General features: G+C 68.2%; 13 protein-coding genes. 9 read left to right on the forward strand and 4 right to left on the reverse strand.

Translation table 11 applies throughout. The features are described 5' to 3' along the window. The first annotated feature begins 118 nt into the window (after positions 1-118). Both ACLNEE_RS13550 and ACLNEE_RS13555 read left to right on the forward strand, forming a co-directional pair. Positions 119-844, forward strand: a complete 726-nt coding sequence (locus ACLNEE_RS13550; RefSeq protein ID WP_412007222.1) for a DUF3386 domain-containing protein — start codon at positions 119-121, stop codon at positions 842-844. Positions 845-899: 55 nt separating this feature from the next. Next, entirely contained in the window at positions 900-2,234 is a 1,335-nt protein-coding gene (locus ACLNEE_RS13555) for an alanine/glycine:cation symporter family protein (RefSeq protein ID WP_412007223.1), read from the forward strand. Between the two features lie 71 nt (positions 2,235-2,305). Here the strand turns inward: ACLNEE_RS13555 and ACLNEE_RS13560 are convergent, their stop codons facing one another. Genes ACLNEE_RS13560 through ACLNEE_RS13570 form a run of 3 tightly spaced genes read right to left on the reverse strand, consistent with a single transcriptional unit; the run spans position 2,306 to position 4,672 of the window. Then, the gene (locus ACLNEE_RS13560; protein ID WP_411422064.1) at positions 2,306-2,527 is read right to left on the reverse strand and encodes a DUF6447 family protein; all 222 of its coding nucleotides are present in this window, start codon (positions 2,525-2,527) and stop codon (positions 2,306-2,308) included. Between the two features lie 25 nt (positions 2,528-2,552). Beyond that, positions 2,553-2,891, reverse strand: a complete 339-nt coding sequence (locus tag ACLNEE_RS13565) for a hypothetical protein (protein WP_411422065.1) — start codon at positions 2,889-2,891, stop codon at positions 2,553-2,555. Between the two features lie 11 nt (positions 2,892-2,902). After that, positions 2,903-4,672, reverse strand: coding sequence for an ABC transporter ATP-binding protein (locus ACLNEE_RS13570; protein WP_411422066.1), 1,770 nt, complete (start codon positions 4,670-4,672; stop codon positions 2,903-2,905). Between the two features lie 18 nt (positions 4,673-4,690). Between ACLNEE_RS13570 and ACLNEE_RS13575 the strand changes: the two genes are divergently transcribed. From ACLNEE_RS13575 to folP, 3 genes are read left to right on the forward strand one after another with little or no spacing between them, the layout of a single operon-like run. Then, on the forward strand, positions 4,691-4,903 hold the full coding sequence (locus ACLNEE_RS13575) for an RNA-binding S4 domain-containing protein (protein ID WP_411422067.1): 213 nt from the start codon (positions 4,691-4,693) through the stop codon (positions 4,901-4,903). Between the two features lie 44 nt (positions 4,904-4,947). Continuing rightward, complete coding sequence (gene tpiA / locus ACLNEE_RS13580) at positions 4,948-5,688, forward strand: triose-phosphate isomerase (RefSeq protein ID WP_411422068.1); 741 nt, start codon at positions 4,948-4,950, stop codon at positions 5,686-5,688. Then, positions 5,685-6,554: a dihydropteroate synthase gene (gene folP / locus ACLNEE_RS13585; RefSeq protein WP_411422069.1), complete on the forward strand. Its 870-nt coding sequence runs from the start codon at positions 5,685-5,687 to the stop codon at positions 6,552-6,554. The genes tpiA and folP overlap by 4 nt, the downstream gene beginning before the upstream one ends. A gap of 13 nt (positions 6,555-6,567) precedes the next feature. On the opposite strand, the gene ACLNEE_RS13590 is transcribed toward folP, so the two are convergent. Beyond that, positions 6,568-7,242 (reverse strand): hypothetical protein, encoded by a 675-nt coding sequence (locus ACLNEE_RS13590; protein ID WP_411422070.1) that lies wholly within the window; start codon positions 7,240-7,242, stop codon positions 6,568-6,570. Between the two features lie 156 nt (positions 7,243-7,398). On the opposite strand from ACLNEE_RS13590, the gene ACLNEE_RS13595 reads away from it, so the two are divergent. The 4 genes from ACLNEE_RS13595 to ACLNEE_RS13610 form a co-directional block, all read left to right on the forward strand. Next, complete coding sequence (locus ACLNEE_RS13595; RefSeq protein ID WP_411422071.1) at positions 7,399-9,150, forward strand: ABC transporter transmembrane domain-containing protein; 1,752 nt, start codon at positions 7,399-7,401, stop codon at positions 9,148-9,150. A 5-nt stretch (positions 9,151-9,155) separates the two neighbouring features. Continuing rightward, entirely contained in the window at positions 9,156-11,276 is a 2,121-nt protein-coding gene (locus ACLNEE_RS13600; protein WP_411422072.1) for an ATP-binding cassette domain-containing protein, read from the forward strand. A 62-nt stretch (positions 11,277-11,338) separates the two neighbouring features. Beyond that, entirely contained in the window at positions 11,339-12,757 is a 1,419-nt protein-coding gene (locus tag ACLNEE_RS13605) for an HlyD family type I secretion periplasmic adaptor subunit (RefSeq protein ID WP_411422073.1), read from the forward strand. A gap of 346 nt (positions 12,758-13,103) precedes the next feature. Further along, the coding region (locus tag ACLNEE_RS13610) for a hypothetical protein (RefSeq protein ID WP_412007224.1) at positions 13,104-14,069 on the forward strand (966 nt) is incomplete at its 3' end.

Consider the following 14,069-nt stretch of genomic DNA (forward strand, 5'->3'; position numbering starts at 1 on the left):
CGCAGCATGTCGGATTCGAGAGCTCAGGAAGGGTGGGTGCTGGGATCACAGGGCGGCTGGGGCCGGGCCACGGGCGGCTCCATGGTGGGTAGGTTTGACGACCCACCGAAGAACCAGCGTGACCACCGCCCCCCTGAGCGCGCCTGCCAGTTCAACCCCGGGCCCGACTCCGGAAGCGCCACGGACCCCTGCCTGCCTGCCCGGCAGCGACTGCACCACGGCCTTCCGGGCGGCCTACGAGAACCGCTACACCTGGGCCCCCGGCTTCGGCGGCTACCGGGGCCGCTGCATCTGGGAGCAGGACGGCCAGCGGGTCGAGGGGAGCTTCCAGGTGGGCGCCGATCTCAAGGCCACGGTGGAGGGCATCACCGATGAGACGGTGCACAAGGCCATGGCCAGCCAGCTGTGGGAGGTGGCGATCCACCGGGTGCGCCGCAGCTTCGAGCAGACCCACGGCGCCAACACCTTCACCGCCGGCGACACCGATGCGGTGGGCACCGAGGTGATCGTGGGCGGCAAGAACGCCGGCGATCGCTACCGGATCAAGGACGACGTGGTGACCATGGTGCACCGCCACATCCACGGCACGGTGGTGACGATCTTCACCGAGTCGGTCACCCAGACCGGGGCCGGATACCTGAGCCACACCTACACGAGCCAGTACGCCGACCCGGCCAGCGGTGAACTGCGCGGCGGCCTCAGCCATTTCACCGACAGCTTCGTGCCCCTCGGTGGCGACGGTCCCTGGGTGCTCAGCGAGCGGGTGATCGCCACCGCCGCCCACGGCGCGAACCCCGCCGGCCGCCAGGTGTTTCGTTTCGAAGACCTCCAGCCCCTCGCCTAGCCCTGGCTTTGACGGGGCCCCCATGACACCATCGCCGCAACGTTGCGGCGTGGCCTTGGAGTTGCTCAACCAAATCAACGCGGTGGTCTGGGGACCGGCCACGCTCTGGCTGATCGGGCTCACGGGCCTCTACCTGATGCTGGGGCTGCGGTTCATGCCGCTGCTGCGGATCGGCTTCGGCTTCCGCCAGGCGATCGCCTCGATCCGCTCCTCCAAGGGGGAGGGGGATGTGTCGGCCTTCGAGTCGTTGGCCACCGCCCTGGCCGCCACGATCGGCACGGGCAACGTGGCCGGCGTGGCCGGGGCCATCGCCGTGGGCGGCCCCGGCGCCGTGTTCTGGATGTGGGTGATCGCCTTCGTGGGGATGGCCACCAAGTACGCCGAGTCGCTGCTGGCGGTGCATTACCGCGAGGTGGATGGGCTCGGCGAGCACGTGGGTGGGCCGATGTACTTCATCCGCAACGGGCTCGGCCCCCGCTGGGCCTGGCTGGGGGTGCTGTTCGCCCTGTTCGGCACCCTGGCGGGCTTCGGCATCGGCAATGGGGTGCAGGCCCATGAGATGGCCAAGGCCCTCAACGAATCCCTGGCGATTCCTCCCCTGGCCACCGGCGTGGTGATGGCCGTGCTGGCCTACCTGGTGCTGATCGGCGGCATCGAGCGGATCGGCAAGGTGGCCGAAGTGGTGGTGCCGCTGATGGCCGCCGTCTACGTCGTGGGCTCTCTGGTGATCCTGCTGCTGCACATCGACAAGATCCCCGGCGCCTTCGGGGTGATCTTCAGCAATGCCTTCACCGGCCAGGCGGCCGCCGGTGGCGCCCTGGGCACGGTGATTCAGAAGGGCATCGCCCGCGGCATCTTCTCCAACGAGGCGGGGCTGGGCACGGCCCCGATCGCCCAGGCGGCGGCCAAGCCCGGTGATCCGGTGCTGCAGGGCAGCGTGGCGATGCTGGGCACCTTCATCGACACCCTGGTGATCTGCACGATGACCGCGCTGGTGATCGTGGCCAGCGGCCTCTACGACAGCGGGGTCCAGGGGGTGACCCTCACCATGGCCGCGTTCGACTGGGGGCTTCCCGGTGGGAAGTGGCTGGTCACCTTCGCCACCGTGTTCTTCACCGGCACCACGATCCTGGGCTGGGGGTACTACAGCGAGCGCTGTCTGGAGTTCCTGGTGGGCACCGGCGGCATCCGGCCGTTCCGCTACGTCTGGGTAGCGGTGGTGGTGATCGGCTCGGTGGCCAGCTTCGACGCCATCTGGACCGTGGCGGACATCCTCAACGGCCTGATGGCGATCCCCAACCTGATCGGCCTGCTGCTGCTCTCCGGCACGGTGTTCCGGCTCACGCGGGCCTATCGCTTCGATGGCGCCGGGAGCGGCCAGGGCGGATGACCAGGGCGGATGACCAGGGCGGATGACCAGGCCGGCTGACTAGGCCGGCTGGGCCGCCCCCGGTCCCGGCCTCAGGGCAGGGGGGCGATCATCTTCAGCTTCTCGTTCAGCTGGCTGGCCATCGACTGGCGCCCCACGGCCAGCACCTTGAGGGTGTCCTCGTGCATGCGCAGCTGGGCGTCGGCCACCTGCATGCCGCGCACCAGTTCCTTCACCTCGTCGGGGAGGGAGTTCAGGTCGTAACGCTTGCCCTCGAACGTGAGCACGGGTGGCTGCTGGGGTGTGGCGGTCACGGGGAAGCTCTCCTGGGCTGCTCGCTCAGGATACGGATGGACCCTCCTGACCCTCGGGGCGCGCCGCGGGTTGCGCCGGTGCGGGCAGGGGGCGCTTGAAGAAGAACATCAGCAGGGGCCCCACCTGGGCGGCCTCGACCATCTCCCAGTTCTCCCGCCCGAGGGCGTTGAGAAAGAACTGGAGCTGCTCGGCGGGGTGGCGGGGCCTGGCATTCAGGGCGCCGTACTGCTGGGGGAATTCCCGCTGCAGAAACTCCGGGCTGAGCGCTCCGCCCAGCTTCTCGCTGTCGCTCCGGGGGGAGGGCGGCTCGGGCGGGGCGCCACTCTCCACGTTGATGTGAATCACCCGGTACTCCCAGGCCATGGCCGTGCGCGTCAGGATTCGAGGTGGATGAACTGGCGCTCGCAGAGATCGCGGTAGCGACCGGCCTGCGCCATCAGCTGATTGTGGCTGCCCTCCTCCACGATCCTGCCCGCCTCCAGCACGACGATGCGGTCGGCGTTCTGCACGGTGGCCAGCCGGTGGGCGATCACCAGCACGGTGCGCCCGGCCATCGCCGCCTCCAGCCCCGACTGCACGGCCTCCTCGGCCTCGGCGTCGAGGGCGCTGGTGGCCTCATCCAGCAGCAGCACGGCCGGGTTGCCCAGCACGGCCCGGGCGATGGCGAGCCGCTGCAGCTGGCCGCCGGAGAAATTGCTGCCCCGCTCCTCGATCCGGCTGGCGTAGCCCTGGGGGAGGTTCTGCACGAAGCCATCGGCATTGGCGATGCGGGCGGCCTCGCGGATCGCCTCGGGGCTCGCCTCGCGGCCGAAGGCGATCGCCTCGGCCACGCTGCCCGAAAAGATGCTGCTCTGCTGCGGCACCAGGGCCACGGCCCGGCGCAGATCGCGGCTGCGCAGATCGGCCAGGTCGTGGCCGTCGAGCAGCACCCGCCCCTGCTGGCAGGCGTTGAAGCGCAGCAGCAGCGAGAAGAGGGTGCTCTTGCCCGCGCCGGAGGGACCCACCAGGGCCACCACCTCCCCGGGGTGCACCCGCAGGTCCACCCGATGCAGCACCGGTTGGCCCGGGCTGTAGGCGAAGCTCACGTCCTCGAGCACCAGTGCGCCCTTCACGGGCCCCAGCGGCGGGGCATCGGCGCGGTCCGGGGTTTCGACCGGCTCCAGTTCAATGGCGCGCAGGCGCTGCAGCGAGGCCTGGCCCTGCTGGAATTCGTTGAAGTTGGTGGTGAGGTGGGCGATCGGATCGATCAGCATCAGCAGGGCGGCCACATAGCTGCTGAAGCCCTGGCTGTTCAGGTCGCCCGACTGGATCCGCCAGGCCCCGATCAGCAGCACCGCCAGGATGCCCGCCGCCTCGAGCAGGCCCACCACCGGATGCTGCAGGGCCAGCAGCCGCAGGGTGCGGTAACGGGCGCGGCGGTGCAGCGCGATCTCCCGGTCGAAGCGCTCCTGCAGCCAGGGCTCGGCCGCAAAGGCCCGCACCAGGGGCAGCCCGGCGATCGCCTCGCCCAGCAGGCTGGCCAGCTCGCTCACCTGCTGCTGGCTGCGTTCGGCGGCCCCCATCACCCGGGCGCCGAAGCCGCTCACCAGCAGCGCCACCACCGGTGCCAGCAGCAGCGTGGCCAGGGCCAGGGTGCCGTCGAGCCACACCATGTAGCCCAGCACCGCCAGCAACTGCAGGGCGCTGGGGGTGGTGTCCTGAATCGTCTTGTAGATCACCTCCCCCACCCGGTCGGCGTCCTCGGTGAGGCGGTAGGTGAGGTCGCCGGCCGAGAGTTTCTCGAGGGCGTTGAAGTCGAGCCGCTGCAGCCGGGCGAACAGCTCGTGGCGCAGGGCCTGGCTCACATGCAGGGCGGGAGCGGCCAGCAGGGTGTCCTGGCCGAACTGGGCGGCTTTCTGCACCACGAACACCGCCAGGGCCGCCAGGATGGTCTGCAGGGTGACCACCACATTCCCGGCTCCGATCGCCGGAATCAGACGACCCGCCAGCCAGGCCAGCAGCGGCCAGCAGAGCACGAACACCAGGATGCACACCCCGCCGGCGGCGAGCCGCCGGCGGTGGGGGCGGAGCAGGGGCCACAGCCTGCGCAGGGTGCTGCCGATGCCGGCCGGGGGCGCAGGACGGGCCGTGGGCGATGCGAGCATCCGGGCACGCTATCGCCCGTGACTGCGGCCACTTCCTTGAAGCTCGATCAGTTCCTCAAGTTCCAGGGCCTGGTGGCCACCGGCGGCGAGGCCAAGCTGCGCATCCAGCGCGGCGATGTGCGGGTCAATGGGGTGATCGAAACGCGCCGCGGTCGCCAGCTGGCCTGCGGGGATGCGGTGAGCCTCGATGGCCACGAGCTGCTGGTCACCCCGGTGCGGCGTGAGCGCTGACGGACGGCCCATTAGCTTTTCAGCACGTCGCGTGGAGTGGACCGTTGGCCAAGGCTGTGATCGCAGGCAACTGGAAGATGCACATGACCTGCGCGGAGACGCGGGAGTTCGCCGCTGCCTTCCGCCCGCTGATCAGCGATCTTCCGGATGACCGCCAGGTGTTGATCGCCCCGCCGTTCACCGCCATCCCCACCCTCAGCCGCCACCTGGAGGGCACCGGCGTGGCCATCGCCGCCCAGAACGTGCACTGGGATGAAAAGGGGGCCTACACCGGTATGGTGTCGGCGGCGATGCTGGTGGAGCACGGGGTCACCCACGCCATCGTCGGCCACAGCGAGCCGCGCAAGTACTTCAGCGAGTCGGACGAGCAGATCAACCTCCGCGCCCGCACGGCCCAGAAGCACGGCCTGATCCCCATCCTCTGCGTGGGCGAAAGCCTGGATCAGCGGGAGACCGGGGAGACCGAGCGGGTCATCCACCGCCAGATCGAGCAGGGCCTCGAGGCCGTCGACCCCACCCGGCTGATCGTGGCCTACGAGCCGATCTGGGCGATCGGCACCGGCAAGACCTGCGCCGCCGATGAAGCCAACCGCATCTGCGGCCTGATCCGGGGCTGGGTGGGCCACAAGGACGTGACGGTGCAGTACGGCGGTTCGGTGAACCCTGCCACGATCGATGATCTGATGGCCCAGAGCGACATCGACGGGGTGCTGGTGGGTGGAGCGTCCCTGGACCCCGCCAGCTTCGCCCGGATCGCCAACTTCCGGGTTTCCGCCACCGTTTGAGCGCCACCGCCACCAGCCGCGATCCCGCCTGGCCGCCGGCCTGGGGCCGCCGCACCCAGGTGATGGGGGTGCTGAACCTCACGCCGGACTCCTTCAGTGATGGCGGGCGCTGGGAGCGGCCCCAGGACGCCGTGCGCCAGGCGGGCCGGATGCTGGCGGCGGGGGCCGATCTCCTTGACCTGGGGGCGCAGAGCACCCGGCCCGGCGCCGAGGAGGTGGGCCCCGAGCGGGAATGGTCGCGGCTGCGGCCGGTGCTGCAGGCGATCCGGGCCAGCCATCCCGGCGCCCTGCTCTCGATCGACACCTTCCACCCCGCCGTGGCGGAACAGGCCCTGGCGGCCGGTGCCCACTGGATCAACGATGTGCGCGGCGGCAGCCCCGATCGCCGCGATCCGGCCATGGCGGCTGTCGTGGCGGCGGCCGGCTGCCCCTACGTGCTGATGCACAGCCGCGGCGACAGCGCGGGGATGGACGGCCGCGCCGTCTATGCCGATGTGGTGGAGGAGGTGCGCCGGGAACTGCTCACGGCCAGCGAGGCGGCCCTGGCCGCCGGCGTGGCGGCCGGGCAGATCGTCTGGGATCCGGGCCTCGGTTTCGCCAAGACCACCGAGCAGAACCTGGAACTGCTGCGGGGGCTGGCACGGCTGTGCGGGGGGGGCTTCCCCGTGCTGGTGGGACCCTCCCGCAAGCGCTTCATCGGCGCGGTGCTGGCCGAGCCCCGTCCGCGGGCCCGGATCTGGGGCACGGCTGCCGTCTGTGCCCAGGCCATCACCATGGGGGCCGCCGTGCTGCGGGTGCACGACGTGGGGCCGATCGTGCAGACGGCGCGGATGGTCGATGCCATCACAGCCGGTCCCCGGGGCTGAGCTGCGGCAGGGCTCAGACGCTGGCGGCGTACTCGATCTCGCCCCTGGCGTTCACCTTCGCCTCGGAGAAGAACCGGGCCATGGTGGGGGAGATGTGTCCGCGGGCGGCGAGGATCTCGCCGATGCGCCCACCCCGCTGGAGCTGCTCCTTGAGGGCATCCTCCAGTTGCTCTGCGCTGATGGCCCCCAGCTCCAGCAGGCGTTCGCCCAGCCGTTTCTCGTTGAAGCCCTGCTCGTCGAACAGGGTGGGGTTGAGCAGCAGATCGATCATCTGCGGCGACACCTGAAGATTCAGGCGCAGGAACTCGCCGAAGCGCTGGGTGGCGGCAAAGGGGCGGTACTCCTCGAGGAGCCGATCGAGATCCTCGAGTTCGAGCACGCCGGCCTCCACCAGCTTGTTGCCGAGGGTCTGGCTGGTGAAGCTGCGGCTGCCTTCCGACGCCGCCTCGAGATCACCCTCCACCAACTGGGGCTGCTGGAAGAATTCCTGCACCCACGGGTCCTGCTGGAGGAAGGTGAACAGCTCCCGGGGGTTGAGGCTCAGGCTGCCGAAGCGCTCCTCGATCAACTCCTCGAGGAAGGCCACCTCGGTGGTGGGACCGACCACCTGAAAGGGAAGGCGAGCTGAGCGGCCATTGCCGATCAGCTCCACTTGAACATGACCTGATGTCAGGCGAAAGCGGAACATCCACTCGCCCGGCCCTGAGCCGGCTGCGATTCTGGGCTCAAGCTAGAGCCGCCCTGCCGTTCTGGCCGGCTTGTTATCAAAACCCTGCGCATGGCTGCTCGGGGCGGTGGCAAACAGCGTCAACATGCCTAGCTTTCAGCCATATGCTCGATCCGAGTGGCCCGATCCCCCTCCACGGAGCCTGAACGCGCCGGTCTGCTGAGCGCGCTGGGAGGCTTCGTGCAGGCTGCCCGCAGCCGAGGGCGCACTGCCTTCGAGACCAGCTTCGACCTGATCGATGAGCTGGTCCACCACCGTTTCTTCCGCTCCCTGCGCGATGTCGACTGGAGCACCTACCAGCTGGGGCCGATCCTGATCGCCTCGGTGTTGATCAACCTGCTGGAACTGGCCTCCCCTCTCTACATCAACATCGTCTACACCTCGATCCTCCCCACCGGCTCCATGTCGAGCCTGCTGGTGCTCTCGGTCGGGGTCGTGGTGCTGATGGTGCTGGGGGGCTGGTTGAAGACCGTGCGCCTGGGGCTCACCGGTTCGGATGGGGCCCGGCTGCAGCACCACCGCCGCATGGAGGCGCTGATCCATTTCTCCCAGATGCGGTTGGGCGACTACCTGCGCCTCTCGCCGGCCGCCCACGCCGAGCGGCTCAACAGCATCAACCTGCTGCGGGATGAGAGTTCCCTGCAGGCGCTCACCACCGCCATCGACCTGGCCTTCTCGCTTCTGTTCGTGCTGGTGCTGTTCCTGATCGCCGGCAGCGTCGGTCTGGTGGCGGTGGTCGCGATCGTGGTCTACCTGCTCAGGGCCCTGGCCTTCGCCCGCGACTTCGAGGCCCTGGCCAAGCGCCGCGACCTGCTGGAGCTGGATCGGGTGGGCTACCAGGGCAAGCTCATGGGGGCGATCGATCTGATCAAGTCCAACTCCGGGCTGGGCCGCCAGTTCCTGGTGGGCAACGAGCAGCGCCAGGAGGAGCTGGCCTGGCAGCGGATGGTGAACAACCGCTTCACCGGCCAGCAGCAGGCCTTCGGCAACCTGATGAGCCAGCTGACCCTGGCGGGGATCGTCACCTGGGGGGCGCTGCTAGTGATCCGCGGCCAGCTGCTGGTGGGAGCCCTGGCGGCGGCCCTGTTGCTCGGCGGCAAGATCCTCGCCCCGTGGCAGCAGGCCATGGCCCTCTGGAGCAGCTACCGCCGCCTCAGCCACGCCCGCGACGAGTTCGATGCCCTGATGGCCACCCCGGTGGAGCCGGAAGGGGGCCAGGCCGAACTCGCCATTCCGCTGGAGGGTGCCATCAGCCTCAGCCGGGCCGGCCAGCCCCTGGCGGTCATCACCTCGGGCAGCACGGTCGTGATGCGCGACCAGAGTTTCGGCGCCGATGTGCGCCATCTGTTCCTGGGGCTCATCCAGATCGAGCCGGATGACCAGCTCAGCGTCAGCGGCCTGCCGGTGGGCAACTACCACCGCGACGAACTGCGCCAGCGGATCGCCTATGTGGATCCCTCCAGGGATTTCTTCGACGGAACCCTGCTGCAGAACATCACCAGTTTCCAGCCCCGTCGCTACCAGCGGCGCGCCCTGTTCTGGTCGTATCTGATCGGGCTCGATGCGATGGTGCGGGGCCTGCCCAACGGCTACAACACGGCCGTCGGCACCAGCCAGCCCACCGGCCTCTCCCGCGATGCCCAGCAGCTGTTCCACGTGGTGACGGCCCTGGCCCGGGGGCCCCAGCTGCTGCTGCTCGATCTGAGTGACTGTGCCTACGGCAAGGACTTCATCGATGGCCTGCAGCGCCTGCTGCGCCGCACCCACGGCCGCACCACGGTGCTGATCAGCGGCGCCGGCCGGGTGCTCAGCTCCTTCACCGATCAGGAAGTGGAGATTCCCGCGATCCGCCGGGAGGTGGCGGCATGACCACGATGACACCGCGTTCAATGCTGCTGCGGGATCTGACGCTCAGTCCCGAAGCCCCGATGGCGTTCTGCGTGCGGCTGTTGCTGCAGCAGATGCTGTGGACCGGGCGGCCGGAGGAACTCTTCGAGCTGCTGGGCCGCGATCCGCGCCAGATGGATCTGGTGGATGCCCGCAACCTGCTGCTCCGGCTGGGCTACGGCAGCCGGATGGAGGTGCTCGAGACCTGGAACCAGCTAAACCCCCAGCTGTTGCCGGCGCTCTACGTGGCGCCGGACAACGTGCCCTTCGTGCTCTCCCGCACGGCCCGGGGCGAGCTGGTGGCCGGCAATGTGAACGGCCGCTGCGATCTCTACGACCTGCCCACCGGTGGGCGGGTGGTGTTCCTGCAGGAGAAGGCCGGCGCCGAACGCGTCACCCTGCTGCAGCAGATCCTCTACCGCTTCACCAACCGGATCGGGGTGCTCTACGGGCTGAGTTTCGCCCTGGCGCTGCTGGCCCTCACCCTGCCCTTCTACATCCGGGCGATCTACAACATCTCGATCCCGAGTTCCAGCCTGCTCTCCACGTTCTGGATCTTTCTGGGGGTGGTGCTGCTGTTCGTTCTGGACTGGATCCTGCGGCAGTGGCGTTCGGCCCATCTCTCCCAGCTTTCCGGTCGGCTGGATGCGCTGGTCGGCGTCACGCTGATGGAGAAGCTGTTCGGTCTGGATTACCGCCAGATCGAAGCGCTCGGTCGCACCGGCCTGGAGAACAGGCTCCGCAATCTCGACAGCCTGATCGGCTACCTCCAGGGCCCCCTGGCCGTGGCCTGCCTCGATTTCCCCTTCGTGCTGCTGTACCTGGGGGCCATTGCCCTGATCAGTGGCTGGCTGGTGCTGGTGCCCCTGGCCCTGATGGTGGTGAGCGGTCTGCTGGTGTGGCTGCTGTCGCGCTACTACACCGGGGCGGCCGAGCTCAACCTGGCCAGCGGCCTCGGCATCGGCCAGGCCCAGCAGGAGATGGTGAGCCGCTTCCTCGAGGTGAAGCTCGCCAACGTCGAGTGGGTGTGGCTGCAGCGCCTGCGCGGTCTGTCGGCCCAGAGCACCACCAGCTCCCTGGTGCTCAACCGTCAGGTCGGGCGGCTGCAGGTCATCACCAGCACCACCTCCCAGCTGGCGGGGGTCCTCACCCTCGCTGTGGGGGTCTGGATGGCCTACGGCTCCAACCAGGGCCCGGCGGCGATGGGCAATCTGATCGCCGCCATGTTCTTCGTGTGGCGCGTGTTCACGCCGTTCCAGCAGCTGATGAACGCCCTGCTCCGCTACACCACGATGCGGAACCAGTACCTGCAGCTCAACCAGTTCCTGCGGCTGCGCTCCCCCAGCCGCACCAGCGGCGCGGCGGTGAGCGCGGCCCAGATGCGCGGCTCGATCCTGCTCGATTCGGCGGCCTGTCGCCTGGGTTCCGACGGCGCCCTGGCCATCACCCGCGTCTCCCTCTCCGTGGCGCCGGGCCAGATCCTGGCCATCACCGGCAATCCGGGCTGCGGCAAGTCCACCACCCTGCGGGTGATCGATCAGCTCTACCCCCTGGCCAGTGGCACCCTGCTGTTCGACGGCCAGGACCACCGCCAGTTCAGCGCCGATCTGATCCAGCGGAACATCGCCCTGCTGATGGCCGACACGGCCCTGTTGCCCGGCAGCGTCTGGTCCAATCTCACGGCGATGAACCCGAACGCCTCGCTCACCGGCGTGCGGCGCATCTGCGGTCAGCTGGGCCTGCTGGAGTTCCTCGACAGCCTGCCCCAGGGTCTGGAGACGGAGCTCACCGATGAGATCGTCTACCGGATTCCCAATGGCGTGCGCAAGCTGATGTCCCTGGCGCAGGCGGTGATCAAGGACACCCCGATCCTGATGATCGACGATGTCAGCCAGGGTCTGGCCCCCGACCAGTTCCAGATCGTGCTGGAGGCCCTGCCCAGCCTGCGCACCTGCACCTTCAGCGGGCAGGAGCGCAGTGTGATTCTCGCCACGGACAACAAGCTGCTGCTGGAGCGTGCGGATCGCCTCTGCATCCTGGACAAGGGCGTCACCTCCTTCAACGGCACACCCGACGAATTGCGCGCTCGGATGCAGAAAACCACCTGAATGGGTCCCGCCTGAGGCCCCCCACCCCTTTTGCCCCGTTCATCCTCCTTCGCGCTTCCGCCATGACCTCCTCTTCCGCTTCCGCTCCCCAGGGCACCCCTCCCGAGGAGTCCCTCGCCCTTCCACCCGCCGGTGGCCTGCTGGCCAGGCTGCCTGGGATGGACAGCCCCGATGCCCTCACCCTGGTGGGCCGCAACCGGCTCAGCCAGGCGCTCGAACTCGAGGAAAAGCCGGACAACCGTTACCTCAGGCTCACCCTCTACGTGCTGGGGGCGGCGGCGCTGATCTTCTTCCCCTGGGCGGCGCTGACGCCGATCACCCAGGTGGTGAATGCCTCCGGGGAGGTGATTCCCGAGGGGGAGGTGAATGTGGTGCAGCACCTGGAGGGCGGCATCGTGGCTTCGGTGGATGTGACCGATGGCCAGGAGGTGAGCAAGGGCGATGTGATGCTGGAGCTGCGGCCCAACCTGGTGGAGAGCGAATACAAGGCCACCGAGCAGCAGCTCAAGAACCTGATGGCCCAGCAGCGCCAGCTCCAGGCGGCCATCCGCGGCGATCGGGTGTTCGTGGCCGAGCCGGGCAAGGTGGGCGATGCCCAGCGCAATCTGCTCAACAGCCGTATCGACAACCGGGCCGATCAGATCGACCGGGTGCAGGCCCAGATCGCCCAGAAGCAGGCGGAGATCAATGGTTTGAATGACCAGATCGGCAAGTTCCGCCGCGAGCTGCAGCTCTATGGCGAGCAGCGTCAGATGTTCGCCGATCTGGTGGCCACCGGTGCGGCCTCCCGCCTCAACCTGCTGAATGTGGAGCAGCAGGAGGCCGCCGCCCGCACCAAGCTGGCCGAGCTGACCGGCGCGCGCAATGAGGCCACCAAGCTGCTCGATGAGGCCAGGGCCAACCTGCGGGGTCTGCAGTCCGGCCTGCTGCTGGAGCAGAACTCCCAGATCGCCCAGCTGGTGAACGAGGAGGCGGTGGTGGCCGAGAACATCAAGAAGGTGAAAAACCAGCTGGAGCGCACCCGGATCACCGCCCCGGTGGCCGGGGTGGTGAGCGATCTGCGCTTCAAGGCCCCTGGAGCCGTGGTGGGTCCGGGCGCGGTGGTGCTCTCCGTGGTGCCCAACGACAGCCGCAAGCTGGTGGAGGTGCGGGTGCCCTCCTCGGACATCGGCTTTGTGAAAACGGGCCAGAAGGTGGAAGTGAAGTTGCAGCCGTTCGATTCCACCATCTACGGCTCCATCCCCGGCCGCGTGAGCAGCATCGCCGCTTCGACGGTGCAGGATCCGGATGACCGCCGCTATTACTACAAGGCCCGCATTGAGCTGGATCGGCAGTACATGGATGCCGAGAACCGCCGCTACCCCATTCAGGTGGGTATGCCCCTGGTGGCTGACATCAAGGGGCCCCAACGCAGCGTGCTGCGCTACATCTTCCAGCCCTTCACCCGCACCTTGGATTCGGCCCTGCGGGAATCCCGCTGAGCCCCTCACCCAGGCCGATCCGGGGTCCGCTCTGCTGCCGGACCCCGGTCCTTCTGCCACCCCCTGGGGTGGCTTTTGTGTGGCGGAGCTTGCTGCGCGAGGCCTTCCGCAGGGCCGCCTGGCTGTACATCCCCAATCTCTCAGCTTCTTCTCAGAAGACTGAGGCCTGAGCTGGCGCAAGGGTTCTGAGGCTTTTTGTGGCCCCTGATCACCGGTGGGCACTGAACGGAGCTGTTGCATTGCCCTTGACGCTGCAGCCAAACCCGCCGGCCTGCATACGTTGGAACAAGAGAAGCCAGCTCCCGGGTTCCCCCTGCTGGCCGGACCGTTCCATTGCTTTCAGGTCATGGCTGACGACGTCACCATCGTTACTCCCAGTGCTGAGGAGAGCGTTGCGAGTTCCAGCGGCGTGGAGCTGGCGGCTGCTGGCCTGGAGCGGCAGAACGAAGCGGCCGGCAACATCACGGATGCCAGGGTGTATGACCCCAGTGGCGGCTTCGACAACCCCGGGGGCAACACCCGCTTCGGTGATGCCCAGGACAACACCCAGGTCGAGACGCGCGGTCCCAACGACATCGGCAACCTGAGGGTCCAGTCGCCCGCGCCGAAACCTCCGGGCCCTGATGTGGCCGAGGGCGGTGGCGGCGGCTCGGCCGATCTGCCCGGTACCCCGCTCTCCCCGATCCAGCAGAGCCGGGTGGGCCAGACGCCCGTCCCCCAGTCGGACCCGCTGCTGCAGCAGCTCGAAGACTTCCCCACGGGCACCACGGAAGAGCAGCCGCAGCCGCCCCAGCCTCAGCCGGTGGTGAACAACACGGTGGTCAACAACACGGTGGTGAACAACCCCGTGGAGAACACCACGGTGGTGAACAACAACGTGGAGAACACCACGGTGGTGAACACCACCAACATCACCCCGACCACCCCGGAGGTTAATCAACTTCCGAGCGTTGATGTGCTTCCAGATCCGTCCACCCCCACCACCACCAACGACGCCCTTCAGGGGCCGGGCGGGATCGGCATCGTTCTGGGTGAAGGTGAGGTGGCGGAAATCGGCATCGATCCTGCAGCTCTGGCGGGTGACCCTGACTACGCCCTCTTTGCTAGAACTTCTGGTGTTATCAACATCGGTGATCCCGATGGTTTGGATGACATTCAATCCTTCACCTTCTCATGGGGGGTTCCCGATGCATCGGGGGCTGTCAATACCCGGACATTCCAGTTTTCCTCTCTGGCTGACCTGATCAGCAGCGGATCCGCACTCGTCTCCTTCACTCTGGAGGCCGGGGATGGGGATGCCACGCCGGAAGGC

The organism is Aphanothece stagnina RSMan2012 (assembly GCF_046764815.1).
Lineage (GTDB): Bacteria > Cyanobacteriota > Cyanobacteriia > PCC-6307 > Cyanobiaceae > NIES-981.